Origin of the sequence: Sphingomonas phyllosphaerae, from assembly GCA_036946405.1 — a bacterium.
GTDB classification, from domain to species: Bacteria; Pseudomonadota; Alphaproteobacteria; order Sphingomonadales; family Sphingomonadaceae; genus Sphingomonas; species Sphingomonas phyllosphaerae_D.
Window position 1 is genome coordinate 2,235,588 of the sequence record JAQIJC010000001.1, and the last position, 23,226, is coordinate 2,258,813.

At 68.9% G+C, this 23,226-nt stretch carries 25 protein-coding genes and 1 other RNA gene; 14 read left to right on the forward strand and 12 right to left on the reverse strand.

Annotation, left to right across the window (positions count from 1 at the left end; genetic code table 11):
* Positions 1-52 precede the first annotated feature (52 nt).
* The 6 genes from PGN12_10650 to PGN12_10675 all read left to right on the forward strand — a co-directional run bounded on the left by PGN12_10650 (position 53) and on the right by PGN12_10675 (position 3,839).
* The gene (locus PGN12_10650) at positions 53-382 is read left to right on the forward strand and encodes a hypothetical protein (GenBank protein MEH3104354.1); all 330 of its coding nucleotides are present in this window, start codon (positions 53-55) and stop codon (positions 380-382) included.
* Between the two features lie 49 nt (positions 383-431).
* Positions 432-529, forward strand: an RNA gene (ffs, locus tag PGN12_10655) — signal recognition particle sRNA small type.
* Positions 530-767: 238 nt separating this feature from the next.
* Positions 768-1,202, forward strand: a complete 435-nt coding sequence (locus tag PGN12_10660; protein ID MEH3104355.1) for a lasso peptide biosynthesis protein — start codon at positions 768-770, stop codon at positions 1,200-1,202.
* Positions 1,203-1,544: 342 nt separating this feature from the next.
* Positions 1,545-3,182, forward strand: a complete 1,638-nt coding sequence (locus PGN12_10665; GenBank protein ID MEH3104356.1) for a DNA polymerase III subunit gamma/tau — start codon at positions 1,545-1,547, stop codon at positions 3,180-3,182.
* Positions 3,179-3,502: a YbaB/EbfC family nucleoid-associated protein gene (locus tag PGN12_10670; GenBank protein ID MEH3104357.1), complete on the forward strand. Its 324-nt coding sequence runs from the start codon at positions 3,179-3,181 to the stop codon at positions 3,500-3,502. Before PGN12_10665 ends, PGN12_10670 begins: the two co-directional genes overlap by 4 nt.
* Before the next feature lie 91 nt (positions 3,503-3,593).
* The gene (locus PGN12_10675) at positions 3,594-3,839 is read left to right on the forward strand and encodes a hypothetical protein (GenBank protein ID MEH3104358.1); all 246 of its coding nucleotides are present in this window, start codon (positions 3,594-3,596) and stop codon (positions 3,837-3,839) included.
* Between the two features lie 117 nt (positions 3,840-3,956).
* Here the strand turns inward: PGN12_10675 and PGN12_10680 are convergent, their stop codons facing one another.
* The 4 genes from PGN12_10680 to PGN12_10695 form a co-directional block, all read right to left on the reverse strand.
* The gene (locus PGN12_10680; protein MEH3104359.1) at positions 3,957-5,564 is read right to left on the reverse strand and encodes a DNA methyltransferase; all 1,608 of its coding nucleotides are present in this window, start codon (positions 5,562-5,564) and stop codon (positions 3,957-3,959) included.
* Between the two features lie 233 nt (positions 5,565-5,797).
* Positions 5,798-7,978, reverse strand: coding sequence for a sodium-translocating pyrophosphatase (locus PGN12_10685; GenBank protein ID MEH3104360.1), 2,181 nt, complete (start codon positions 7,976-7,978; stop codon positions 5,798-5,800).
* 79 nt (positions 7,979-8,057) lie between these two features.
* Positions 8,058-8,936: a thiamine-phosphate kinase gene (gene thiL / locus PGN12_10690; GenBank protein MEH3104361.1), complete on the reverse strand. Its 879-nt coding sequence runs from the start codon at positions 8,934-8,936 to the stop codon at positions 8,058-8,060.
* A 156-nt stretch (positions 8,937-9,092) separates the two neighbouring features.
* Complete coding sequence (locus tag PGN12_10695) at positions 9,093-10,154, reverse strand: DUF2332 family protein (GenBank protein MEH3104362.1); 1,062 nt, start codon at positions 10,152-10,154, stop codon at positions 9,093-9,095.
* A 46-nt stretch (positions 10,155-10,200) separates the two neighbouring features.
* Here PGN12_10695 and hisG point away from each other — a divergent pair, with 46 nt between their 5' ends.
* Positions 10,201-10,851: an ATP phosphoribosyltransferase gene (hisG, locus tag PGN12_10700; GenBank protein ID MEH3104363.1), complete on the forward strand. Its 651-nt coding sequence runs from the start codon at positions 10,201-10,203 to the stop codon at positions 10,849-10,851.
* Positions 10,848-12,143 (forward strand): histidinol dehydrogenase, encoded by a 1,296-nt coding sequence (gene hisD / locus PGN12_10705; GenBank protein ID MEH3104364.1) that lies wholly within the window; start codon positions 10,848-10,850, stop codon positions 12,141-12,143. Before hisG ends, hisD begins: the two co-directional genes overlap by 4 nt.
* Positions 12,144-12,421: 278 nt before the next feature.
* On the opposite strand, the gene PGN12_10710 is transcribed toward hisD, so the two are convergent.
* A complete protein-coding gene (locus PGN12_10710; protein MEH3104365.1) occupies positions 12,422-12,937 on the reverse strand; it encodes a ferritin-like domain-containing protein in 516 nt (171 codons plus the stop codon).
* 135 nt (positions 12,938-13,072) lie between these two features.
* Here PGN12_10710 and nusB point away from each other — a divergent pair, with 135 nt between their 5' ends.
* Both nusB and PGN12_10720 read left to right on the forward strand, forming a co-directional pair.
* Entirely contained in the window at positions 13,073-13,528 is a 456-nt protein-coding gene (gene nusB / locus PGN12_10715) for a transcription antitermination factor NusB (GenBank protein MEH3104366.1), read from the forward strand.
* A 2-nt stretch (positions 13,529-13,530) separates the two neighbouring features.
* Positions 13,531-13,710: a DUF4169 family protein gene (locus tag PGN12_10720; GenBank protein MEH3104367.1), complete on the forward strand. Its 180-nt coding sequence runs from the start codon at positions 13,531-13,533 to the stop codon at positions 13,708-13,710.
* On the opposite strand, the gene PGN12_10725 is transcribed toward PGN12_10720, so the two are convergent.
* Entirely contained in the window at positions 13,697-14,599 is a 903-nt protein-coding gene (locus PGN12_10725; GenBank protein MEH3104368.1) for a pirin family protein, read from the reverse strand. The two genes, PGN12_10720 and PGN12_10725, sit on opposite strands and share 14 nt — an antisense overlap.
* Positions 14,600-14,705: 106 nt before the next feature.
* Here PGN12_10725 and PGN12_10730 point away from each other — a divergent pair, with 106 nt between their 5' ends.
* Positions 14,706-15,062, forward strand: coding sequence for a hypothetical protein (locus tag PGN12_10730; GenBank protein ID MEH3104369.1), 357 nt, complete (start codon positions 14,706-14,708; stop codon positions 15,060-15,062).
* 98 nt (positions 15,063-15,160) lie between these two features.
* Here the strand turns inward: PGN12_10730 and PGN12_10735 are convergent, their stop codons facing one another.
* Genes PGN12_10735 through PGN12_10760 form a run of 6 tightly spaced genes read right to left on the reverse strand, consistent with a single transcriptional unit; the run spans position 15,161 to position 20,228 of the window.
* Complete coding sequence (locus PGN12_10735) at positions 15,161-15,820, reverse strand: TIGR02117 family protein (GenBank protein MEH3104370.1); 660 nt, start codon at positions 15,818-15,820, stop codon at positions 15,161-15,163.
* A 16-nt stretch (positions 15,821-15,836) separates the two neighbouring features.
* Entirely contained in the window at positions 15,837-16,781 is a 945-nt protein-coding gene (locus tag PGN12_10740) for a 50S ribosomal protein L11 methyltransferase (protein MEH3104371.1), read from the reverse strand.
* Positions 16,771-17,469: an SDR family NAD(P)-dependent oxidoreductase gene (locus tag PGN12_10745; GenBank protein ID MEH3104372.1), complete on the reverse strand. Its 699-nt coding sequence runs from the start codon at positions 17,467-17,469 to the stop codon at positions 16,771-16,773. The genes PGN12_10740 and PGN12_10745 overlap by 11 nt, the downstream gene beginning before the upstream one ends.
* A 28-nt stretch (positions 17,470-17,497) precedes the next feature.
* Positions 17,498-18,709 carry a methyl-accepting chemotaxis protein gene (locus PGN12_10750; protein MEH3104373.1) on the reverse strand — a complete coding sequence of 404 codons (1,212 nt, stop codon included), beginning with the start codon at positions 18,707-18,709 and terminating at the stop codon, positions 17,498-17,500.
* Positions 18,710-18,721: 12 nt separating this feature from the next.
* Positions 18,722-18,847, reverse strand: a complete 126-nt coding sequence (locus tag PGN12_10755) for a hypothetical protein (GenBank protein ID MEH3104374.1) — start codon at positions 18,845-18,847, stop codon at positions 18,722-18,724.
* A 22-nt stretch (positions 18,848-18,869) separates the two neighbouring features.
* On the reverse strand, positions 18,870-20,228 hold the full coding sequence (locus tag PGN12_10760; protein MEH3104375.1) for a methyl-accepting chemotaxis protein: 1,359 nt from the start codon (positions 20,226-20,228) through the stop codon (positions 18,870-18,872).
* A gap of 180 nt (positions 20,229-20,408) precedes the next feature.
* Between PGN12_10760 and sdhC the strand changes: the two genes are divergently transcribed.
* Genes sdhC through sdhA form a run of 3 tightly spaced genes read left to right on the forward strand, consistent with a single transcriptional unit; the run spans position 20,409 to position 23,016 of the window.
* A complete protein-coding gene (sdhC, locus tag PGN12_10765; GenBank protein MEH3104376.1) occupies positions 20,409-20,834 on the forward strand; it encodes a succinate dehydrogenase, cytochrome b556 subunit in 426 nt (141 codons plus the stop codon).
* Positions 20,834-21,211, forward strand: coding sequence for a succinate dehydrogenase, hydrophobic membrane anchor protein (gene sdhD / locus PGN12_10770; GenBank protein MEH3104377.1), 378 nt, complete (start codon positions 20,834-20,836; stop codon positions 21,209-21,211). The genes sdhC and sdhD overlap by 1 nt, the downstream gene beginning before the upstream one ends.
* Positions 21,211-23,016: a succinate dehydrogenase flavoprotein subunit gene (gene sdhA, locus PGN12_10775; protein ID MEH3104378.1), complete on the forward strand. Its 1,806-nt coding sequence runs from the start codon at positions 21,211-21,213 to the stop codon at positions 23,014-23,016. The genes sdhD and sdhA overlap by 1 nt, the downstream gene beginning before the upstream one ends.
* The last annotated feature ends 210 nt before the right edge of the window (positions 23,017-23,226 follow it).

Here is a 23,226-nt window from a genome sequence, read left to right on the forward strand (position 1 = left end):
CGCCGCCGGATCATCTTGCCGGACAGGGCAGGGGATTTCGGGAGTAGAGCGTATGAAACTGATGACCTTGAGCTTCGCGGGCCTGATGGCCGCCATGACGCTGGTGCCGACCGCGGCCTCCGCGCAGCCGGGACCGCGGCATCACTGGGACGACCGTCGCGGCTGGGACGATCGGCGTGATGATCGCCGCGGCTGGGACGATCGGCGTGGCTGGCGTGGTGACCGTGGCTGGCGTGGTGACCGCGGGTGGCGCGGCCATCGCGGCTGGCGCGGGGATCGTTATGCGTGGAACGGCTATCGCGGACCGCGCACGCAGACCGTGTGCCGTTGGGTAGACGGTTATTATGGGCCGCAGCGCCGCTGTTTCCGCGTGCGTCGCTAACGGTTTGATGCTTTGACTTGATCGGGCCGCCCGGCTCCGCCATAGGGCGCGCGGGAGTCGGGCGGACGTGGTCGTCGCCAACCTGGTCAGGTCCTGACGGAAGCAGCCACAACGATTTCGCCGCGGGTCGTTCCGGCTCCCACCGCGCAGACAGCGAGAGAGCGGCGTTGCCGCTCCACGCTGACAAGCGCGGCCGGCGGGGCGCAGCTCCGACCGACGCCGCGGCTTTGCCGCGGCGGTTTTTTTCTGACACATCGGTGTCGGTTTGCCGGGCGAGCGGATCGCGAGACTTTACAGACATGGGCCCCTGCCTTCGCAGGGGCGACGGGCTGATTGCCGCCGGAACGTTGTTGAAGCTGGCGTCTGCGCAGCGGATAGTCGGCGGATGATGTGGATCATCGCCAAGGCCGCCAGATCGTTCCTGCGCCCGCATTGGCGGCGTTGGCACGAGACATGGGGACCACCGGTGCCACAAACCCTGTCGCAATGGACTTGCGTGCGATCGAGCTTGATGCTGACCGACACCTTCAACCGACGCGGCATCAGCGCGACGCTGCGCAGTGGGCGTGGCAACGGCTTCGGGATACGCGTGGCTGGCTGTTGGGAGAGTCATGCATGGGTTGAAGCCGACGGACAGATCGTCGACATCACCGCCGATCAGTTCGGGTACGCTCCGGTGATCGTCGCACGCTTCGATCATCCCGTTTACCGTGCCGCACAAGACTCCCACGGGCAGCTTGCGCCCAGTCAGGCCGCTGTCGACGCGGTCGCGGAGGTCTGGCCGGCGTGGTGCGGGTATCTGACGGGCGCGTCGGTCTGACGATAGCGCATCGCGCAGTCGGCCATGCTGGCCGCCAGACGCGCAAGCGCGGGCGGCGGGGCGCAGGTTCGGCCGATGACGCGGCTTTGCCGCGGCGGTTTTCTTCTGACGAATCGGCGATTGTTTGGCCGGCGAGCGGATATCGAGACTTTACAGACATGGGCCCCTGCCTTCGCAGGGGCGACCGTGGGTGAAATCTGGCGGTCGCTTATCGGCGGGTGTTCCGGCGACGGCGGCCCCTCACCCCGGCCCTCTCCCCGTGGGGGAGAGGGAGGAGCGTCCCTCTCGCCCACGGGGAGAAGCCTTCGACAAGCCGCCCGTGCGCTCCTATATCCCACGGCAATGTCCGACTCTCTCGACCTCGGTACGCCGCCGCAGCCCGTGGCAAGCGCGCAGCCTTATCGCGTGCTGGCGCGCAAGTATCGGCCGCAGACGTTCGCCGCGCTGATCGGGCAGGACGCGATGGTCCAGACGCTCGGCAACGCGATCAAGCGCGACCGGATCGCGCATGCCTTTCTGCTGACCGGGGTGCGCGGGGTCGGCAAGACCTCGACCGCGCGACTGATCGCCAAGGCGCTCAATTGCATCGGCGCGGACGGGCAGGGCGGGCCGACGATCGATCCGTGCGGGGTGTGCGAGCCGTGCCGTGCGATCGCCGAGGGGCGGCATATCGACGTGATCGAGATGGACGCCGCCAGCCATACCGGCATCGACGACGTGCGCGAGATCATCGAGGCGTCGCGCTATGCCGCGGTGTCGGCGCGCTACAAGATCTATATCATCGACGAAGTCCATATGCTGTCGAAGGCGGCGTTCAACGGGCTGCTCAAGACGCTGGAGGAGCCGCCGGCGCATGTAAAATTCCTGTTCGCCACCACCGAGGTGAACAAGGTGCCGGTGACGGTGCTGTCGCGTTGCCAGCGGTTCGATTTGCGACGCATTCCGGCGCAATTGCTCGCCGAGCATTTCGGGCGTGTCGTGGAGGCCGAGGGCGCGCAGGCCGATCCCGAGGCGCTGGCGCTGATCGCGCGCGCGGCGGAAGGGTCGGCGCGCGACGGGCTGTCGATCCTCGATCAGGCGATCGCGCATGCCGATCTCGAAGGCGGGGGCGTGCGCGCCGAGGCGGTGCGCGAGATGCTCGGGCTGTCGGATCGCAATGCGGTGCGCGACCTGCTGGCGCTGGTGCTGGCGGCGGATGCGCCGGGCGCGCTGGCGGCGCTGCGACGGCAATATGATCTGGGGGTCGATCCGCTCGGCGTGATGCGCGCGCTGCTCGAGGCGGTGCACGGCGTGACGCAGGTGAAGGTCGGCGCGCCCGACGATCCGGCGCAGCCGGCCGAGGAGCGCGCGGCGTATCGGGAGTGGGCTGCCAAGCTGTCGTTCCCGGCGCTCCACCGGCTGTGGCAATTGTTCCTGAAGGGGCATGAGGAGGTCGGGCGCGCGGCGCTGCCGATCGAAACCGCCGAGATGGCGATCCTGCGCGCGATCCATGCCTCGACGCTGCCCGATCCGGGCGAGCTGGCGCGGCGGCTGGCGGCGGGGGACGTGCCGGTCGCGGCGCCCAGCGCGCCTGCTGCGCCGACCGCGCCACCGACGCCGGAGGATCGCGCGCCGAAGGAATTCGCGGGGGTGCTGGCGTTGCTCGACGAGCGCGGCAAGCTCGACCTGCTGGTGCGGCTGCGGCGCGGCGCGAGCCTCGTCCGCTATGCGCCGCCCGAGATCGTGTTCAGCGGGACGCGGCCCTTGTCGACCGATACGCTGACCGAGCTGGCGGCGGTGCTGCGCGAGGCGACGGGGACGCCGTGGAAGCTGGCGATGGCCGATTTGCCCGGCGCGCCGACGATGTTCGAAGCCGAGCAGGACGTGGTGCAGGCGCGGCATGACGCGGCGCGCGCGCATCCGATCGTCGCCGCCGCATTCGACGCCTTTCCGGGCGCCGAACTGATCGATCCGAAACCCGCGCAAAGGAGCATTACATGAAGGATCTCAACGACATTCTGGCGATGGCCCAGAACGTCCAGAACGAACTGCAAAAGGCGCAGGACAGCCTCGACACGATCGAGGTCGAGGGCGTCGCGGGCGGTGGGCTGGTCAAGGTCAAGGCGTCGGCCAAGGGGCGGATCATTTCGGTCGCGCTCGACGACTCGCTGATCGTGCCGTCCGAGAAGCAGATGCTGGAGGACCTGATCGCGGCGGCGCTGAACGATGCGCGTGCCAAGGCGGATGCGGCGTCGTCGACCGAAATGTCGAAGATGACCAGCGGGCTGCCGCTGCCGCCGGGATTCAAGCTGCCGTTCTGATCCGGATCGGGACAGTCGCAAGTCCTTCCGGTAACGGAACATTGCTGCCGCGGTCGCATTCATGGCCCTATCATTCGAGAGGGAGAGAGCCATGAGTGACGATCGCGTGACGCAGACCCCGCACACCACGATCATCGAGCGCCGTGGCGGCGGCGGTGGCGGGTTGCTGATCGGTCTGGCGGTGCTGATCGTGGTGGCGGTCGCGGCCTATTTCATGATCGCGCGCGGTGACAGCGAGACGGCCAAGAACAATGCGATCACCTCGGCGGCGAAGAGCGTCGAGAGCACCGCGGACAAGGCGGGGTCGGCGATCGATGGGGCGACCGACGGCAAGTGATGGTACAGCTTACTTCGTCACCCCGGACTTGATCGTGGGTCCCGCTATTTACCTCACGTCAGGTAAGGGAGCGGGGCTTCGGATCAAGTTCGGGGCGATGGAGTGGGTTGAGTTGCTTTACAACAGCGACCCCTGCCGGGCGCTGCTTTCGCGCGGGGCCTGCCGGAACGCCGCGGTGGCGTCGACATAGGGCAGGTCCGGGCGGCGGCCCCTGAATAGCTCGGCGAGGGTGATGATCTGGAGCCGCGGGTAGCTTTTGCCCGTGACCGCGGAGGTGAAGCGGCCGGCGGCGGCGGCTTCCTTTTCCATCGGGCGCGATGGCGCGGCCTTGGTGACGAAGACGGCGGCGGCGGCCTTCTCGCGGATCATTGCGGAATGCAGGTCGCGGACCATCGTCACGCCGACGTGATCGCCGCCCTTCACCGATACGAGCGCGCGTTCGGTGCGGCGGCCGTCGGGCTTGAAGTAGATGATCCCGTCGACTCCGCCATCGGCGCCCTTCCTGCGGCCGCCATACGGCATGGCGTCGACCATCGACACCGCCCACCATTGAAACTGATACTTGTCGCGGCGGGCGAGGTCCTCGGCGGAGGCGAGGTCCTTGGGCGTGCCCTCGACGGTGAAGGCGACGCCGGGGAAGGCGGCCTGCATCCGCTTCTCGATCAACGAGATGGCGAGATGGGTGACGTCGATCCCGATCCACTGGCGGTGGAGCTTCTGCGCGGCATGGACCGCGGTGCCGCAGCCGCAGAACGAGTCGAGCACGACGTCGCCCTCGTTCGAGGAGGCGGCGATGATCCGTTCGAGCAGCGCGATCGGCTTTTGGGTCGGGTAACCGAGCCGTTCCTGCGCCTGTGAGTTGAGCGCCGGGATGTCAGCCCATAGCGCCTGCACTGGCATCCCCTTCGCTTCGTCGAGATAGCGTTTGAGGCGGATGCCGCCGCTGCGCGTGAAATGCAGCCGGCCTTCGGCGTCGAGGCGGCGCATCGTCTCCTCGGGCATCCGCCACAAGGAGGTCACGCCTTTATAGTCATAGGTGTAGCCGCCCCCCGAAAGCCCCTTGGCGGTGAGATTGTCGTCGGTCCAGCGGCGGCCATCGGGGTCGCTCTGGCTGAAGCGCGCCTCATAGTCCGGGTCGTAGGCGGTATAGGCGGGGTGCCAGACATGCTCGGCGCTGCGCGTGTAGAACAGCAACGTGTCGAGGTTGCGCCCCCAGCGGCCGCCATCGGCGTGCGCGGTGGTGCGCTTCCAGATGATCTCGTTGCGGTAGCGATCGGCGCCGAACACGCCGTCGAGCAGCAGCTTGAGGTAGTGGCTGGCGGTGGAGTCGCAGTGGAGATAGAGGCTGCCGCTGGGCTTCAGCACGCGATGCAGCTCGATCACGCGCACCGCCATCATCGCCAGATAGGCCATCATGTCGTTTTCGCCGAGGAACGCGCGCATCGCGTTCAGCAGGTCGAACGCCTTGGTGTGGCCGCTGCGCGCGACCTGGTCGAAGGCGTCCTCGGCGCGGTCGTTCCAGCACCACGTGTCCTCGAACGCCTCGATCTGCGCGTCGGCGCCGTCGCCGGTCGGCGAGCGGAAGAGGATGTTGTAACTGGCGTTCGAGTTGAAGGGCGGGTCGAGATAGACGAGGTCGATCGTCGCGTCGCCGATCTCGCGGCGGAGCACGTCGAGGTTGTCGCCGTAATAGAGGTGGTTGGTGGGCCGGTTCGCGCTGGACATACGCGCGACTGGAGCGGGGCGCGGCGGGGTTGTCGCGGGGAGGTGGGGCCGTTGCGGAGCGGGTTGGGGCTTGCGTGCTGGGGGCGGATCGCGCCGTAATGGAGGTAGTTGCGCGAGCTGTGTTCACCCCTCCCCCTCGGGGGAGGGGCCGGGGGGTGGGGCAGTTCCGCAGACCTTGCGCTCGTGGACAGGCCCCACCCCAACCCCTCCCCTGAAGGGGAGGGGCTTTCAGGTCAGCCGTGGCCGGCCAGCGCCGCGAGCAGCAGCAGCGCGACGATGTTGGTGATCTTGATCATCGGGTTGACCGCCGGGCCGGCGGTGTCCTTGTACGGATCGCCGACCGTGTCGCCGGTCACCGCGGCCTTGTGTGCTTCCGAGCCCTTGCCGCCGTGGTTGCCGTCCTCGATATACTTCTTGGCATTGTCCCACGCGCCGCCGCCGCTGGTCATCGACAGCGCGACGAACAGCCCCGAGACGATCACGCCGAGCAGCATCGCGCCGAGCGCCGCAAAGCCGCTCGCCTGCCCGTCGACCGCGCGGACAATGAAGTAGAGTGCGATCGGCGACAGCACCGGGAGCAACGACGGCACGATCATCTCGCGGATCGCGGCGCGGGTGACGAGGTCGACGGTGCGGCCGTAATTGGGGCGGCTGGTGCCCTGCATGATGCCGGGATTGTCGCGGAACTGCTCGCGGACTTCCTGCACCACCGCGCCGGCCGCGCGACCGACCGCGGTCATCCCGAACGCGCCGAACAGATAGGGGAGCAATGCGCCGAGCAGCAGCCCGACGATCACGTAGGGGTTGCTCAGCGAGAAATCGACGGTGAGGTCGGGGAAGTAGGTGCGCAGATCGGTGGTGTAGGCGCCGAACAGCACCAGTGCGGCCAGCCCCGCCGAGCCGATCGCATAGCCCTTGGTCACCGCTTTCGTCGTGTTGCCGACCGCGTCGAGCGCGTCGGTGCGTTCGCGGACCTCGTCCTCCAGCCCGGCCATTTCGGCGATTCCGCCGGCATTGTCGGTGACCGGACCGTAGGCGTCGAGCGCGACGACCATGCCGGCGAGCGCGAGCATCGCGGTCGCGGCGAAGGCGATGCCGATGATCCCGGCGAGCTTGTAGGCGGCGATCACCGCGATCACGATCACGATTGTCGGCAGCGCAGTCGCCTCGAGGCTGATCGCGAGGCCCTGGATGACGTTGGTGCCGTGGCCGGTCTCGCTCGCCTTGGCGATCGACTTGACCGGGCGATAGTTGGTGCCGGTGTAATATTCGGTGATCCAGACGATCAGCCCGGTGACGGCGAGGCCGATCATCATGCACCAGAACAGGTCGGTGCCGGTGAACGCCGTCGCGGCGGGAACGCCGGCGGTCGCCGCGTCGGCGCTGCCGGTGGTGATCGCGTCGAAGGCGGCGTCGCGGTCGGCATCGAGGAAGCCTGCGCCGCCGATCACCTGATGCATGTCGCCGAGCGTCCATTGCGTTACCGCCCAGATCGCCGGCACCGACAGCAAGGCCGAGGTCCAGAAGCCCTTGTAGAGCGCACCCATGATCGTGCCGCGCCCGAGCCGGACCAGATAGGTGCCGATGATCGAGGTGATGATGCAGACCCCGCCGATCGCGAGCGGCAGGCTCATGAGGCGCATCAGCTCGGCAGGGCTGGCCTGGATCAGCAGCGCGATCGACACCATCGTCACGCCGAGCGTCACGACATAGGTTTCGAACAGATCGGCGGCCATGCCCGCGCAGTCGCCGACATTGTCGCCGACGTTATCGGCGATCACCGCCGGGTTGCGGGGATCGTCCTCGGGGATGCCGGCCTCGACCTTGCCGACGAGATCGGCGCCGACGTCGGCGGCCTTGGTGAAGATCCCGCCGCCCAATCGCGCGAAGATCGAGATCAGCGACGCGCCGAACGCCAGCGCGGTCAGCGCCTCGACGATCGCGCGGTCATTGGGGAGCAGGTTCGAGGGGCCGGTGAGATACCAGAAGAACAAAGCGATCGCGAGCAGCCCGAGCCCGGCGACGAGCATGCCCGTGACCGCGCCGGAGCGGAACGCCATCGTCAGCCCGCCCTGCAGCGAGCCGCGCGCGGCCTCGGCAGTGCGGACGTTGGCGCGGACCGAGATCGTCATCCCGACAAACCCGGCGACGCCCGAGAGCAACGCGCCGATGACGAAGCCGATCGTCGAGAGCGTGCCTAAGGTGGCGAAGAGCACGATTGCGACGACGACGCCGACGATCGCGATGGTGGTATATTGCCGCCCGAGATAGGCGCGCGCGCCCTCCTGGATGGCGGCGGCGATATCCTGCATCCGCTCATTGCCCGGCGAAGCGGACAACACCTGTCGACTGGTCACGAAGCCATAGAGTACGGCGATCAGGCCGCAGACGATGGCAAGATAGACGATCGTCATGCCCTTCATCCCTCCTAGTGGCGCGTCCGGTCTGTCGCCGGTACGTCGCGCGGGGGGTGGAGGCTAACAGGTGGCGGCGTCAGCGCAACCCGTGCTGGTAGCCGAGCGAGGCGGGCAGCGGGAGCAATCGGCTATCCTGGGTCAACGTCAGCCCGGTGCCGGGTGCGAAGGTGCCGACGCGGGTGGCGGGGACGGGGAGCGCGCGGCCGGCGGGGGCGGCGAACAGCAGCTCGTAATCGTCGCCGGCAGTGGCGGCGGCGAGCGGATCGGTGACGCCGTGGGCGAGCGGGACGGCGGCGAGGTCGATGGTGACCGCGAGATCGCTGGCGGCGGCCATGCGCGCGGCGTCGATCAGCAGGCCGTCGGAGAGGTCCATCATCGCATGGACCCGTGAGGCGAGCGCGCGGCCTTCGGCGAGGCGCGGGACGGGGCGGCGGTAGCGGGCGAGCAGCGCCGGGTCGCCGCTGCCGGCGCGGGCGATGGCGAGCCCGGCCCCGGCGTCGCCGATCGTGCCGGTGACGTAGAGCGCGTCGCCGGGCTTTGCGCCCGCGCGCAGCGGGGCGGGGGCGTCGCGGCCGAAGGCGGTGACGGTGAGGATGCGTGGGGCGTTCCCGGGGAGCGTTACGGTGTCGCCGCCGAGGAGCGGACAGGCGAGGGTGGTCAGCACTTCGCCGAGGCCGTCGAGGAAGGCGGCGTCCCATGTTTCGTCGCCGAGCGGGTAGTTGAGGAGGATGCCCTCGACCAGCGCGCCCTTGGCGGCGAGGTCGGAGAGGTTGGTGGCGACCAGCTTCCACGCGACGTCCTGCGGCGGATCGGTGGGGAGGAAGTGGATGCCCTCGACCAGCGTGTCGGTGGTGATGGTGAGGCCGGCGAGCGTGGCGGTGTCGTCGATGAGGCCACGCGCGCCGGGGTGGAGCGGAAGGGTGCGCAGGCGGGCGAGGAAGTCGGCTTCGCTCATTTGTTTGCGTCTGCGCAACAACACGTCGTCATTCCCGCGAAGGCGGGAATCCAGAACCTCTGAGGGCGCGCTACTGTCCATGGACCTGCGGGTCTGGATTCCCGCCTTCGCGGGAATGACGGGTTAGGCGGGAATGACGGGGTGGGCGGGACGGTGTCACTCATAGGCACCGCGGCGCATGACATAGTCGCGGGTTTCGTAGGGTGCGGGTAGCCCTTCGACCCATGCGCCATGTGCGTGGGTGAGCGCGACCAGCTGCATCGGCTGATGCGACGGCCGATATTGCACGCGCACCTCGTGGCGGTGGAGGTCGCGGTTGGGCTCCATCATCACCCAGCCGAGCGGGCGGTCCGCGCTGGTGCGTGCGCCGGCTTCGGCCATCGCGGCGCGGATACGGTCGCGCGACGTGGCCGGGAGATATTGCCAGACGACCGAGTGCATCAGCACGCGCGTGATGCCCGGCTCCTGCGGCTCGGCGAGGCGCGCCTCGACCCAGTCGGCAGCGTCGCCTTGCTCCAGATCGACCGCGCGCGCGCGGACCATGTCGAGCGCAGTGGCAAGCCGGGCGAGGCGGTCGTGATTGTCGACCCAGACATAGCCGGCGAGCCGCTCGGCCTGCGCCGGGTCGCGCACGTCGACGGGGGCGATGTCGACGCCGCGCGTCCGTTCGATCGCGATCGGCGCGGCGGGCGGCGGCGGGCCGCGCCACTCGGGGACGATCGCCAGCGGCGAGTCGGCCGCGCCGACGTGCACCCCGCCGAGATCGAAGCGCATCCGGTCGATCAGCAGGTTGAGCCCGGCGCTGGAGCCGATCTCCAGCACCTCGATGCGCGGGCCGTGCGCGGCGGCGACGTGGAGCAGCCCGGTCATCAGCCCCGCCGAGCGCTGCGCCTCGTTGGTCTGCGGCGGGCCGTCGAGCCACGGGAGCAGCGCGGCGTCGTGGGTGGCGAGGATCGTCGCCAGCGTTGGGTCGTCGGCGGCGAAGGCGTCAGCGACGCCGCGGCGGGCCAGCGCGTGAAGGCCGCCGACGATCCGCAGCACCGTCGCATCGGCGACCGGCTCGCCCGTCCAGTCGAGCAGCCGCGCGCCGACCGCGGTGTCGCGGGTCAGCACGCGGGCGAGCGCGCGGCACAAAGCGGCGGTCTGCGGCGCGGCCATCGCGTCGCAATATTGCGCCTGAACCTCGAAGGCGGCGCGGTTGGTCGACTCGTCTGCCATGCGCACCGCATTGCGCCGGTCGCGGTGCCTTCGTAAAGCCGCGCGCATGTCGGATCCGATCGTTATCGCCGTTCCCAAGGGGCGTATCCTCGAAGAAGCCCTGCCGCTGCTGGCGCGCGCCGGGATCGTCCCCGAGCCGGCGTTCGGCGATGAGAAAAGCCGCGCGCTGCGCTTTCGCACCGATCGCGACGGGATCGAGCTGATCCGCGTGCGCGCGTTCGACGTCGCGACCTTCGTCGCGCACGGTGCGGCGCAACTGGGGATCGTCGGGTCCGACGTGCTCGCCGAGTTCGATTATGCCGAATTGTATGCGCCGGTCGATCTGAACATCGGCCATTGCCGGCTGTCGATCGCCGAGCCCTCCGACATGGCGGCCAACGACGATCCACGCGGATGGAGCCATGTGCGGGTCGCGACCAAATATCCGCACGTTACCGCGCAGCATTTCGCGCGCGCCGGGGTGCAGGCGGAGTGCATCAAGCTGAACGGTGCGATGGAGCTGGCACCGACCTTAGGGCTGGCGACGCGGATCGTCGATCTGGTGTCGTCGGGCAAGACGCTGAAGGAAAACGGACTGGTCGAGGTGGAGCGGATCATGGAGGTGTCGGCGCGGCTGATCGTCAACCGCGCGGCGATGAAGACCCGCGCGCATGTCTTCCCGCTGGTCGAGGCGTTCCGCGCGGCGGTGGCGGCATGATCCGGCTCGACACGCAGGACGGCGATTTCGCGGCGCGGTTCGAGACGCTGGTCGATGCGCGGCGCGAGGCGGCGAGCGATGTCGCGCGCGACGTGGCGACGATCGTGCGCGCGGTGCGCGACGAGGGCGATGCGGCGCTGCACGCCTTCACGCAGAAGCTCGACCGGCATGATCTGAACCAGACCGGGTGGCGGGTCGATGCGGCGGCGTGCGCGGCGGCGTTCGAGGGCCTGGAGCCGGAATTGCGGGCGGCGCTGGAACTGGCGGCGACGCGCATCCGCGCCTATCACGAGAAGCAGCGGCCCGAGGATGTCAGCTATACCGATGCCGCGGGCGTGCGGCTCGGCGCGCGGTGGCGCGCGGTCGATGCGGCGGGCGTGTATGTGCCCGGCGGGCGCGCGGCCTATCCCTCGACCTTGCTGATGAACGCGATCCCGGCGCGGGTCGCGGGGGTCGAGCGGCTGGTGGTGGTGACGCCGACGCCGGATGGCGAGGTCAATCCTTTGATGCTCGCCGCCGCGCATCTGGTCGGGGCGGACGAGGTGTGGCGGGTCGGCGGCGCGCAGGCGGTTGCGGCGCTGGCGTATGGGACCGAGCGGATCGCGCGGGTCGATGTCGTGACCGGGCCGGGCAACGCCTGGGTCGCCGAGGCCAAGCGGCAGGTGTACGGCGTGGTCGGGATCGACATGGTCGCGGGGCCGAGCGAGATCGTCGTCGTCGCGGATGGCGCGAACGACCCCGAATGGATCGCCGCCGACCTGCTCAGCCAGGCCGAGCATGACACGACGACGCAGTCGATCCTGTTCACCGATGACGGTGGCTTTGCCGAGCGGGTCGCCGAAGCGGTCGAGCGGCAGTTGCAGGCACTGCCGACGCAGGCGGTGGCGCGGGTGGCGTGGGAGGATAATGGCGCGATCGTGATCGTGCCGACGCTGGAGGACGCGATGCCGCTGGTCGATCGGCTCGCGCCCGAGCATGTCGAGCTGGCGTGCGACGATCCGCGGGCGCTGTTCGACCTGTTGCGGCATGCCGGGTCGGCGTTCCTCGGGCGGCATACGCCGGAGGCGATCGGCGATTATGTCGCGGGGCCGAACCATGTGCTGCCGACCGGCCGCCGCGCGCGGTTCGCGAGCGGGCTGGGGGTGAGCGATTTCATGAAGCGGACCAGCTTCTTGCAGCTGGACGAGACGGCGTTGAACGAGCTGGGGCCGGCGACGATCGCGCTGGCGCGCGCCGAGGGGCTGCCGGCACATGCGCAGTCGGTGGCGTTGCGGATTCGGACGAACCGTTGAGATTTTTGTCGTCCCGCACTTGATCCGGGACCCCGCTTCTTGCCGATGTTGCCGGAGAGCGGGGCCCCGGATCAAGTCCGGGGCGACGGTTGGGGTCGGGCGGTTGATCCCTTCCCGTCGCCCCTGCGGAGGCAGGGGCCTATGGCTGTTTCGTCCTGGTCATGAGTCTGACACAGCAGCTTCGCGCTCTGTGTCTGGCCGTCCGACTGACTTCACAGACATGGGCCCCTGCCTTCGCAGGGGCGACGGGAGGGAGGGGCTGGCCCTCCATCCTCTAATTACGCGCTGGCGAGTTCGGCTTTCTTGTTCACCTTCTTCTCGGCGAGCGTCGTCAGCTTGTCGTCGGTGGCCTTTTCCTCGTCGAGCGTCGCTTGCAGCAGCGAGACGACATTGTCGTGGCCGAGCTGCGTCGCCCAAGCGATCAGCGTGCCGTAGCGGGTGATCTCATAATGTTCGACCGCCTGTGCCGAGGCGATCAGCGCGGCGTCGAGCACTGCCTTGTCGGCGATCTCGCCCGCGACCTCGTTGGCTTCCTTGATGATGCCGTCGATCGCCGGGCAGGTGACCGCTTTCGCCTTCTGGTCGAGCGCCTCGAACACCTGCTCCAGCCGCGCGATCTGGCCCTCCGTTTCGCGCAGATGCGTCTCGAAGCCCTTCTTGAGCTCGGGTGCGGTGGCCTTTTCGATCATCTTGGGCAATGCCTTGGTGATCTGGTTCTCGGCGTAATAGACGTCCTGCAACTGGTGCAGGAACAGATCCTCGAGCGTCGCGATGTCCTTGGTGAACAGGCCCATGTTCGGTCTCCTCGGGTGGAATGACCTGCGACGAACGAGATGGCGGCGCGAGCGTTGCGCGCAAAGTGGCTGATCGAGGTCAAAGACGCGGCAGGGGGTGACGAACGCGCGGCAAGCGACTATGGCGCGCGGCCTATGTCCCGCACCGCTGCTCGTACCAAGGCCCGCGCCGCCGCGCGCCTCGCCGCCGTCCAGGCGCTCTATCAGCATGAGATGGAAGGCACCGCCATCCCCGTGCTGCTCCACGAATTTCACCAGCACCGGCTGGGCGCGACGATCGAGGACGTCGAATATGCCGAGGCCGACGTCGCGTTCTTCGACGATCTGGTGAAGGGCGTCACCGCGCGCGCCGGCGAGATCGACGCGCTGGTCGAGGACAAGCTGAGCGCCGGCTGGACGCTGGAGCGGCTCGATAAACCGATGAAGGCGATCCTGCGCGCGGGCACCTACGAACTGCTGGCACGTGCCGACGTGCCGGTGGGTGCCGCGATCAGCTCCTATGTCGATGTCGCGCACGCTTTCTATCAGAAGCGGGAGGCGGGGTTCGTCAACGGCCTGCTCGACGCGATCGGCAAGCAGGTCCGCGCCTGACGATGGGCGATGTCGTCTCCTTCAGGCAGGCGCGCAAGGCCAAGACGCGCGCCGCAAAGGAGACGCAGGCTGCCGCCAACCGCGCCGCCTTCGGGCGGACCAAGGCGGAAAAGGCCGCCGACGCCGCCGAACAGGCGCGCAAGGACGCGCTGCTCGACGGCGCCAAGCTTACGGATAGCTGACGGTCTTCGGCACCTCGGGGAGCGGGATCCACTCGCTGTCATTGGGGACGCTGGCGAACTCGCCGGCCTTCCACGCGCGCTTGGCCTCGCGGATCGCGTCGCGCGAGGAATGGACGAAATTCCACCATACATGCCGCGGGGTGGCGAACGCCGCGCCGCCCGCCAGCATCGCGCGGCCGCCCGCCTGTGAGTGGAGCGTCGCGGCGACGCCGGGGCGCAACACGTACAGCCGCTGCGGTTCGAGCGCGAGGCCGTCGAGCGTCGCCTCGCCGCTCGCCAGATAGATCGCGCGCTCGTCGGTGCTGTCGTCGATCGGCACCGCCGCGCCGGGGGCGAGCACGATGTCAGCGTAGATCGTCTCCGCATAAGCGGTCACCGGCGAGGTTGCGCCCCAAAGCGAGCCCATCACGACGCGTGCGGTGGCGCCATGCGCGTCGATGACCGGCATCTTGTCGGCGGCGACATGTTCGAAGGCGGGTGCGCGATCCTCCTGCCCGTCTGGGAGCGCGAGCCATGTCTGGATACCGTCGAGGCGCGGGCCGTCGATGCGGACGTCGTCGGGCGAGCGCTCCGAATGGACGATCCCCGCGCCGGCGGTCATCAGGTTCACCGCGCCGGGCGTGATGCGGATATCGCTGCCGAGCGAGTCGCGATGCTGGAATGCGCCCTCGAACAGATAGGTGACGGTCGACAGCCCGATATGCGGGTGCGGGCGGACGTCGACGCCATTGCCGGGCGGGAGGTGCGCCGGCCCCATCTGGTCGAAGAACAGGAACGGGCCAACCATCGTCCGCTCGCGATGCGGCAGCGTGCGATAGACCTTGAACCCGCCCAGGTCGTGGGTGGCGGGCTCCAGCGTCTGCAGCACCAGATCGTCGCGGGTCGACATGCGCTTCCTCCGTCAGCGTTTTTGGCGCCTTAGCAGCGAAGGCGCGCGCGGGCGAGCGCGTCGCTCCCGTGGGAACGCGGACGCGGATGGAGGGGTTGTGGCGGGCATGACCAAGAAAAAGCAGCAATCGCGCGCCGTGAAGGCGCAGGAAGCCCGGCGGACGCGGGCGATCGTCGCGGCGAGCGCGGTCGGCGCGGTGATCGCGGGCGTGGGGGCGGCGTTCGGCATGGGATGGCTCGACCGCTTCCTGCCGACTGGCAACGCCGAGCATGACGCGCCCGATCTCGCCGCCGATGCGCCGACGCCGGGCTCGACGCGCGCGCCCGAGGCCTTCCGCCCCGATCCGACCGCGCCGGTCCCGGCGTCGGAGCGCGACGGGCTGCGGCCGGCGACCGGGCCGGCGCCGACGCTGGCGGCGACGCGCGGCGAGATGGCGAACCAGACGGGCTCGTCGAACGGGTGAGTTTTCGCTGATCGTCCTCCCGGGCTTGAGCCGGGATCCCGCTTCAACCTTGGCAGAAGGAAGTAGCGGGGCCCCGGATCAAGTCCGGGGCGACGGTTCTATCGGAACCACTGCATCACGGATGCCGAGAAGGGCGTCCACCAGCCGATCTGCACTCCGGCATCCGCAAGGCGATTACCTGTCCACGCATTGCAGGTCCTGATCGCGTCATAGCGGCCCGACGCGGGATAGAAGGCGTCGTAGCCGGCGTAGCCGCGGATTGCTTTACCGTCCGCGCGACTGGCGCGGATCGCGGCAGCGAGGCGGCGGTATTCGTCGGGGCGGAGGACGATCGCTCGCACATCCCCGGTGACGTGCGGACGGGGGATGTGTTCGACGTGGAGTAGCGTTTCATCGCTGCCGAAGGCCGCGTGCAGCACGATTGCGGGACGCACATCCGCCCAGGTCGGGGTGCCGAGGAAGAAGTTCCGCTCGCCCCAGCCGACCGCGACATGGTCGTTCGCGGCGTAGCGCGACTCGGGCAGATCACCGGCCGGAAAGTCGCCGCGCCAGTCGACCCCGGCGGCGACCTTGGGCATGACGATGCCGGTATGGACGCCATTGTCCTCGATCCAGATCGTCACGCCGCCGGTGGTTGGCGCGCGCCAATCGCGATTGCGCGGGATCGTCGAGAGCGCGGTGCCGGCGAGCAGATAGACGAAGGCGACGACCGCGAGCACGCCGAGGGCGCGCGCCGCGATCGTCGCGATGCGCCTCAACGTGCGCGGCACCGCGTCACAGGTCGAGCGCCCAGCCGTCGCGGCCTTTGGGGTCGATCGGGCGGGTCGGGACGTAGCGCTCGGCGGCGGCGGTGAGCCGCAGGATCGACCAATCGCCGCGGCGATCGACCGCCTCGACCGTGCAGCCGCAGGCGGTGAAGGCGCGCTCGACCTCGGCGCGCTGCGTCTCCAGCAGGCCGGCGAGCACGATCGCGGCGTGCGGCGCGGCGATCGACGCGACTTCGGGCGCCATCGAGATTAGCGGGCCGGCGAGGATGTTGGCGATCAGCAGGTCGTAGGGCGCGCGTGCGGCGATCGCCTCCGATAGCGCGCCATCGGCGACGACCAGCTCGATGCCGTCGACCTTATTGGCGGCCATGTTCTCGCGGGTGACGTCGATCGCGGCGGGGTCGATATCGGTAGCGGTGATCGTAGCGGCGGGCCAGAGATGCGCGGCGGCGAAGGCGAGCAGCCCGGTGCCGGTGCCCAGATCGATCGCGTTGGTGACGGGGCGGTCGGCAAGGCCGTCGAGCATCGCGAGACAGCCCGAGGTGGTGGCGTGGTGCCCGGTGCCGAACGCCTGCCCGGCGTCGATGAGGAAGGCACGGCCTCCCACCGGCGGGTCCACCGGATGCGCGCTGGTGTGGACGACGAAGCGGCCTTCGCGGATCGGTTCGAGCCCGGCCTGGCTCATCGTCACCCAATCCTGCGCGGTCAGCGGCGTGACGGTCGGCGCGGTGCCGGCGGCGCTGGGGACGAGCGCGGTGAGCGCGGCGAGCATTGCGGCATCGGGCTCATGCTCGCAATAAGCGTCGAGCCGCCAGTGCTCGCGATCGTCCTCGACCTCCTCGGTGGTCATCAGCACCGCGTCGATCGCGAGATCGTCGGCGGCGTCGATCGCTTCGGCCTCGGCGCGGGTGCAGGGCAGGGTGACGCGCCAGCTGTCGATGTCAGCGGACATAGCTGGCGCCGTTGATGTCGAGGACCGCGCCGGTCATCGAGGGCGGGGCGTCAATCGCGCAGAAGCGCGCGAGCGTCGCGACCTCTTCCGGCTGCGCGACGCGGCCGAGCGGGATGTCGGCGAGCAATTTGTCGCCGCCGCGGCTGGCGAGATAGTCGTCCGCCATGCCGGTCATCGTGAAGCCCGGACAGATCGCGAAGGCGAGGATGTTGTCGCGGGCATAGCCGCGCGCGATCGTCTTGGTCATCGCGACCAGCCCGGCCTTGGCTGCGGCGTAATGCCAGTGCGCCGGGGAGTCGCCGCGATAGGCGGCGCGGCTGGCGACATTGACCAGCCGCCCGCCGCCATTGCCCTGCCAGTGGCGGACGGCGTGGCGCGAAAGCTGCGCGGCGGCGGTGAGGTTGATGCGCTGCGTCCGCTCCCAGCCGGCCAGCCACTCGGCATCATCGGCGTCGAGCGGGTTGGCCTCGAACACGCCGGCATTGTTGATGAGCACGTCGATGCGCCCGTCGAGCCGCTCAAGCGCCTCGGCCCAGAGCGCGTCGGGGGCGGCGGGATCGGCGAAATCGGCGGCGATGCCACTGCTGGTGCCCTGTCCGGCGACCACCACGTCGGGGATCGTCGCCAGCGTCTCGGCGATCGCGGCACCAATGCCGCGGCTGGCGCCGGTAATGAGGATGTTGGTCATGGCGCCGTCTGTAACGACGCCGCGGCGATCAGGCTACGTTGGCGAAGCCGTCCGCCTCGGCGCGCAACGTCTCGAAACGCTGTGCGATCATCTCGAACGACTGGCTGAGCGATTCGACCTCGCCCGCTACGGTCTGCGTCCCCTCCTGGATCGCGGCGATCGTGTGCGACATCGAGTCGGCGGTCAGCGCGGTCTGGTCGACCGCGGCGGTGATCGCGGTGACGGTGCGCGCCTGTTCGAACATCGAATCGTTGATCTGCGCGGCGGCACCACGCAGTTGTTCGATGCTGGTCTGGATCGAGGCGGACTTTTCGACCGTCACGCGGGTGGCGGCCTGGATCGCGGCGATCTTGGCGGCGATGTCGTCGGTGGCGCGCGCGGTCTGGTTCGCGAGGCTCTTCACCTCCTGCGCGACGACGGCGAAGCCGCGGCCGGCGTCACCGGCGCGCGCCGCCTCGATCGTGGCGTTGAGCGCGAGCAGATTGGTCTGGCCGGCGATGTCGCGGATCAGCCCCAGGATCGACTCGATCGACTTGGCGTGCTCGTCGAGCGCGGCGGAGGCGGCGACCGCCCCCTCTGCCTGATCGGTCGCGGCGGTGAGCGTCTGGGTCGCGACCTGCATGTCGCGCTGGACGCTGCCGATCGCGTTGATGAGGCCCGCGGCGGTCGAGGCGGCGTCACGCATCGCGAGCGCCGATTGTTCGGCGGCGACCGACACTTCACGCGTCTTGTCGATCATGCCGCTCGCCGCGCCGCCGGTCGAGCGGGCGCGGTCCCGCACCACCCGGCCGCGGGCGGCGATCGCGTCGATGCCGGTGCCGATCCGGGTGCGGAAGGCGGCGGCGTGCTCGGCGCGTTGCGCGCGGGCACGCGCGACGCCGATGATGCCGAGCTGCGTGGTCAGCAGGTCGGACTCCAGCATCGCCAGCCGCAACAGCGCATTGCCGAGCCGCAGCAGCCGCGGCGTGTCGTCACCGACCGCCGCCGCCACGATCTCGGTCGTGCGGCAATGCGCGGCCGACAGGCCGGAAAGCAGCGCGGTCAGCGGGATGCCGGCGGCCTGCGAATCGTTGACCTGCGCGACGACCATTTCCTGCCACGCGATGCTGAGCGGTTCGCGGTAGCGGAGCCGGGTATAGCCGATCGCCGCCTCGACGCGGCTCTGGCGCCGGGCCGGGGACAGGTCGCGGACCGTGGCAGGGACGGTGGAGCGGGAGGCGAGATGATCCCAGAACGTCACCGCGATCTCCGCTCAGGCGTCGCGCTCGGCGAGGATCGTGGCGATCTCCGCGCAGTCCGCCAGCACGCGACCGTCGGGGTCGAAGTCGCGTGCACGCTCGGCGAGCGGGCGCAGGTCGTGGTGGACGAGCGAGTGCATCTTGGAGGCTTCCCCCGAAGCGTCAGGCGGCGACGCGAGTCGCGAAGTTCCCGGCGCGGGTGTCGAGGTCGCCGAGACGGCTGGCGAGCGATTCAAAGCCGGTGCCGAGCTGGTCGATCTCGCTGGCGACCGCCTCGGTATCGGTGCGGATCGTGGCGATGGTGTGCGACATCGAGTCGGCGGCCAGCGCGGTTTCGTCGACCGCGGCGGTGATCGCGGTGACCGTCTGCGCCTGCGACTCCATCGCGTGGCGGATGCGCGTCGCCGAATCCTGCACCTCGGCGACGGTATTGCGGATCGAGGCGGAGGTGTCGACGGTGACGCGGGTGGCGGCCTGGATCGCGGCGATCTTGGCGGCGATATCGTCGGTGGCGCGCGCGGTCTGGTTGGCGAGGCTCTTCACCTCCTGCGCGACGACCGCGAAGCCGCGCCCGGCGTCGCCGGCGCGCGCCGCCTCGATCGTGGCGTTGAGCGCGAGCAGGTTGGTCTGGCCGGCGATGTCGCGGATCAGCCCGAGGATCGACTCGATCGACTTGGCATGGTCGCTCAGCGCGCCCGAAACGGTCACCGCGTCGCCGGCCTGCGAGGCGGCACGGGTGGCGATGTCGGCGGCGACCTCGACCTCGGCGCGCGCATCCTCGATCGCGCGGATGAGCCCGGCGGCGGTGGAGGCGGCGTCGCGCATCGCGACCGCGGATTGTTCGGCGGCGGCGGCGACTTCGCTGGTTTTTCCGAGCATCCCGCGCGCCGACGAGGAGGCGACCGACGCCTGCGAGCGCAGGCTGTGCCCCTCGTGCGTGGTCGCCTCGACCGTCACCGCGATCTCGTTGCGGAAATCGGCGGCGAGCTTGTCGCGTGCGCCCTGCGCGCTGTGCGTCGAATAAATCGAATAGATCGCGACGGTGAGTTCACCCTCGAGCGCCGACAGCCGCATCAGCGTGTCGATCAGCATCGGCAGGCGGGCATCGTCCCGTGGCACCGCCGCCATCAAGACGCCGAGCGCCGCACGGTCGCTGGCGCTGATCATCGCCAGCAGCGCCATCGGCGAGACACCCGCGGCGTAGGCGGAGGCGACCGACCGCTCGATCGATTCGACCCACGCGCGCTCGCGGGTCCGCAGGAAGCGGTTTTCGAGGAACGCGACCCCGAGCTCGATCATCCGCTCGTTCTCATAGGAGGCATGGTTGGCCGTGGTGCCGAAGCACCGCTTCCAATGCGACCAGTAAGCGTCCGCGATGGTGCGCGCCTGCGGGCGCAGCGTCTCCCATGCGTCACGCGCGGCGCGCGTGAGCTCGCCGTCCAGATCGAACACGTCGAAACGTGCATTGAGGTCCAGCGCGGCGGCGACGGATCCGATCGGCGGCAAATCGTTGGGCAACATCTGCTCCGTACAGTAATGGGTTCCGGCACCGGACTAACAACGATCTGTTAACAGCGGGTTAGGGAGCGAGGCGGTCTTTGGTGGCCGCGCGCGGACCGCCAAGCTTGCATCGCGCCCGCTGCGGACGCATAGACCCCCGCAAACTCGCCAGCACCGGCCCATATTCAAGGAATTTCGCGCTTGGCCTCGAAACCCGCCCGCCCGCGCAGCCCGCACCTGTTCAGCGGTCCCATGCAATTGCACTATCGCTGGAGCCCGGCGATGACCGCGTCGATCCTGCACCGCGTTACCGGCGACGGGATGGCGACGGTCGGCACGCTGCTGCTGGTCTGGTGGCTGGCCGCGATCGCGGCGGGGCCGGCGGCGTACGGCGTGTTCCTCGACGTGTTCACCACCTCCACCGGGTCGCTGAACGTGCTGGGCTGGATCGTGGGCGTCGGGCTGACCTGGTCGCTGTTCCAGCATATGATGAGCGGCATCCGCCATCTGGTGATGGACACCGGCGCCGCGTTCGAGCTGAAGGTGAACCAGCGGCTGGCGCTGCTGACCTTCGTCGCATCGACGCTGCTGACGGTCGCCTTCTGGCTCTATCTGGGGAACAAGTGATGGGTACCGAGATCGGCCGCGTCCGCGGGCTTGGCAGCGCCGGGCATGGCGCGCAGCATTGGTGGCACCAGAAGCTGACCGCGGGCACCAACTTCCTGCTGATGGTCTGGCTGCTCGCGTCGATTGCGACGCTGCCATCCTATGATCATGCGACCGTGCGGCTGTGGCTGCATTCGGCGTGGGCCGCGATCCCGATGGCGTTGCTGATCGCGTCGGTCTTCTATCACTTCCGGCTCGGCCTGCAGGTGGTGATCGAGGATTATTCGCACAAGGAAAGCCGTTTCGTGCTGACCGTCCTCGTCAACGTTTTCACGCTGGCTACCGCCGGCACCGCCATCTTCTCGATCCTCAAGGTCGCTTTCGGAGCCGCCGCCTGATGTCCGCCGACGCTTACAAGATCATCGACCACACCTATGACGCGGTCGTCGTCGGTGCGGGCGGCTCGGGCCTGCGCGCCACGATGGGCATCGCCGAGAGCGGGCTGAAGACCGCGTGCATCACCAAGGTGTTCCCGACCCGCAGCCACACCGTGGCGGCGCAGGGCGGGATCGCGGCGTCGCTGGGCAACAACACGCCGGACCATTGGTCGTGGCACATGTTCGACACCGTCAAGGGTTCCGACTGGCTCGGCGACCAGGATGCGATCGAATATATGGTCCGCGAGGCACCCGCCGCGGTCTACGAGCTGGAGCACGCCGGCGTGCCGTTCAGCCGCAACGATAACGGCACCATCTACCAGCGGCCGTTCGGCGGCCACATGCAGAACATGGGCGAGGGCCCGCCGGTGCAGCGCACCTGTGCGGCCGCCGACCGCACCGGCCATGCGATGCTTCACGCGCTCTACCAGCAGAGCCTGAAGTATGACGCAGACTTCTACGTCGAATATTTCGCGCTCGACCTCATCATGGAAAACGGTGCGTGCCGCGGCGTGATCGCGCTGTGCATGGAAGACGGCTCGATCCACCGCTTCCGCGCGCATTCGGTGGTGCTGGCGACTGGCGGTGGCGGGCGGGTCTACCAGTCGGCGACCTCGGCGCACACCTGCACCGGCGACGGCAACGGCATGGCGCTGCGCGCCGGCCTCGCGTTGCAGGACATGGAGTTCGTGCAGTTCCACCCGACCGGCATCTATGGCGCGGGCGTGCTCATCACCGAGGGCGCGCGCGGCGAGGGCGGGTATCTCACCAACTCCGAGGGTGAGCGCTTCATGGAGCGCTACGCTCCGTCCGCCAAGGATCTGGCGAGCCGGGACGTCGTCGCGCGCTCGATGGCGATGGAGATGCGCGAGGGCCGCGGCGTCGGCAAGGACAAGGACCACATCTACCTTCACCTCGACCATATCGATCCCAAGGTGCTGCACGAGCGGCTGCCGGGGATCACCGAGACGGGGAAGATCTTCGCGGGCGTCGACCTGACGCGCCAGCCGCTGCCGGTGACGCCAACGGTACACTACAATATGGGCGGCATCCCCTGTAATTATCACGGCGAGGTCGTGCGACTGAAGGACGGCGATCCGGACTCGGTGGTGCCGGGGCTGTTCGCGGTCGGCGAGGCGGCGTGCGTGTCGGTGCATGGCGCCAACCGGCTTGGTTCAAATTCGCTGATCGATCTGGTGGTGTTCGGCCGCGCGACGGGCTTGCGGCTCAAGGACACGCTCAAGCCGAACACGCCGCACAATCCGCTGCCGAAGGGCTCGGAAGAGATGGCGCTCGGCCGGCTCGACCATTTCCGCCACGCCAAGGGCGGCACGCCGACCGCCAAGCTGCGCGCCGAGATGCAGCGCACGATGCAGCGCCACTGCGCGGTGTTCCGTGACAGCGAGCTGCTGCGCGAGGGTGTCGGCAAGATCGAGACGATCTATCAGGGGATGAACGACGTCAGCGTCGCGGATCGCTCGCTGATCTGGAACACCGATCTGGTCGAGACGATGGAGCTGGACAATCTGATCGGTCAGGCGGTCGTGACGATGAAGAGCGCCGACAATCGCAAGGAGAGCCGGGGTGCGCACATGCACGAGGACTTCCCCGAGCGCGACGACGCCAATTGGATGAAGCACACCATCACCACCTTCGATGGCTGGGGCGGCAAGGGCGGCGCGACGAACATCGAGTATCGCCCGGTGCACGATTACACGCTCACCGACGACGTCGAGTATATCAAGCCGAAGAAGCGCGTTTATTAAGGTCGGTTTCGTCGTCCCGGCGAGATCCTGACCGTCATGCCGGACTTGTTCCGGCATCCACCGATCCGCGAACGGCTAAGCCGTTGGTTTCGTGGATCGGTGGACCCCGGATCACGTCCGGGATGACGGAGTGTTCTGAATGATGTCCAGCCTCCCGCGGAGGTCCTGGTCAAGGCCGAAACCGACCGGTCGGGTTGGTTACTGCGCCTA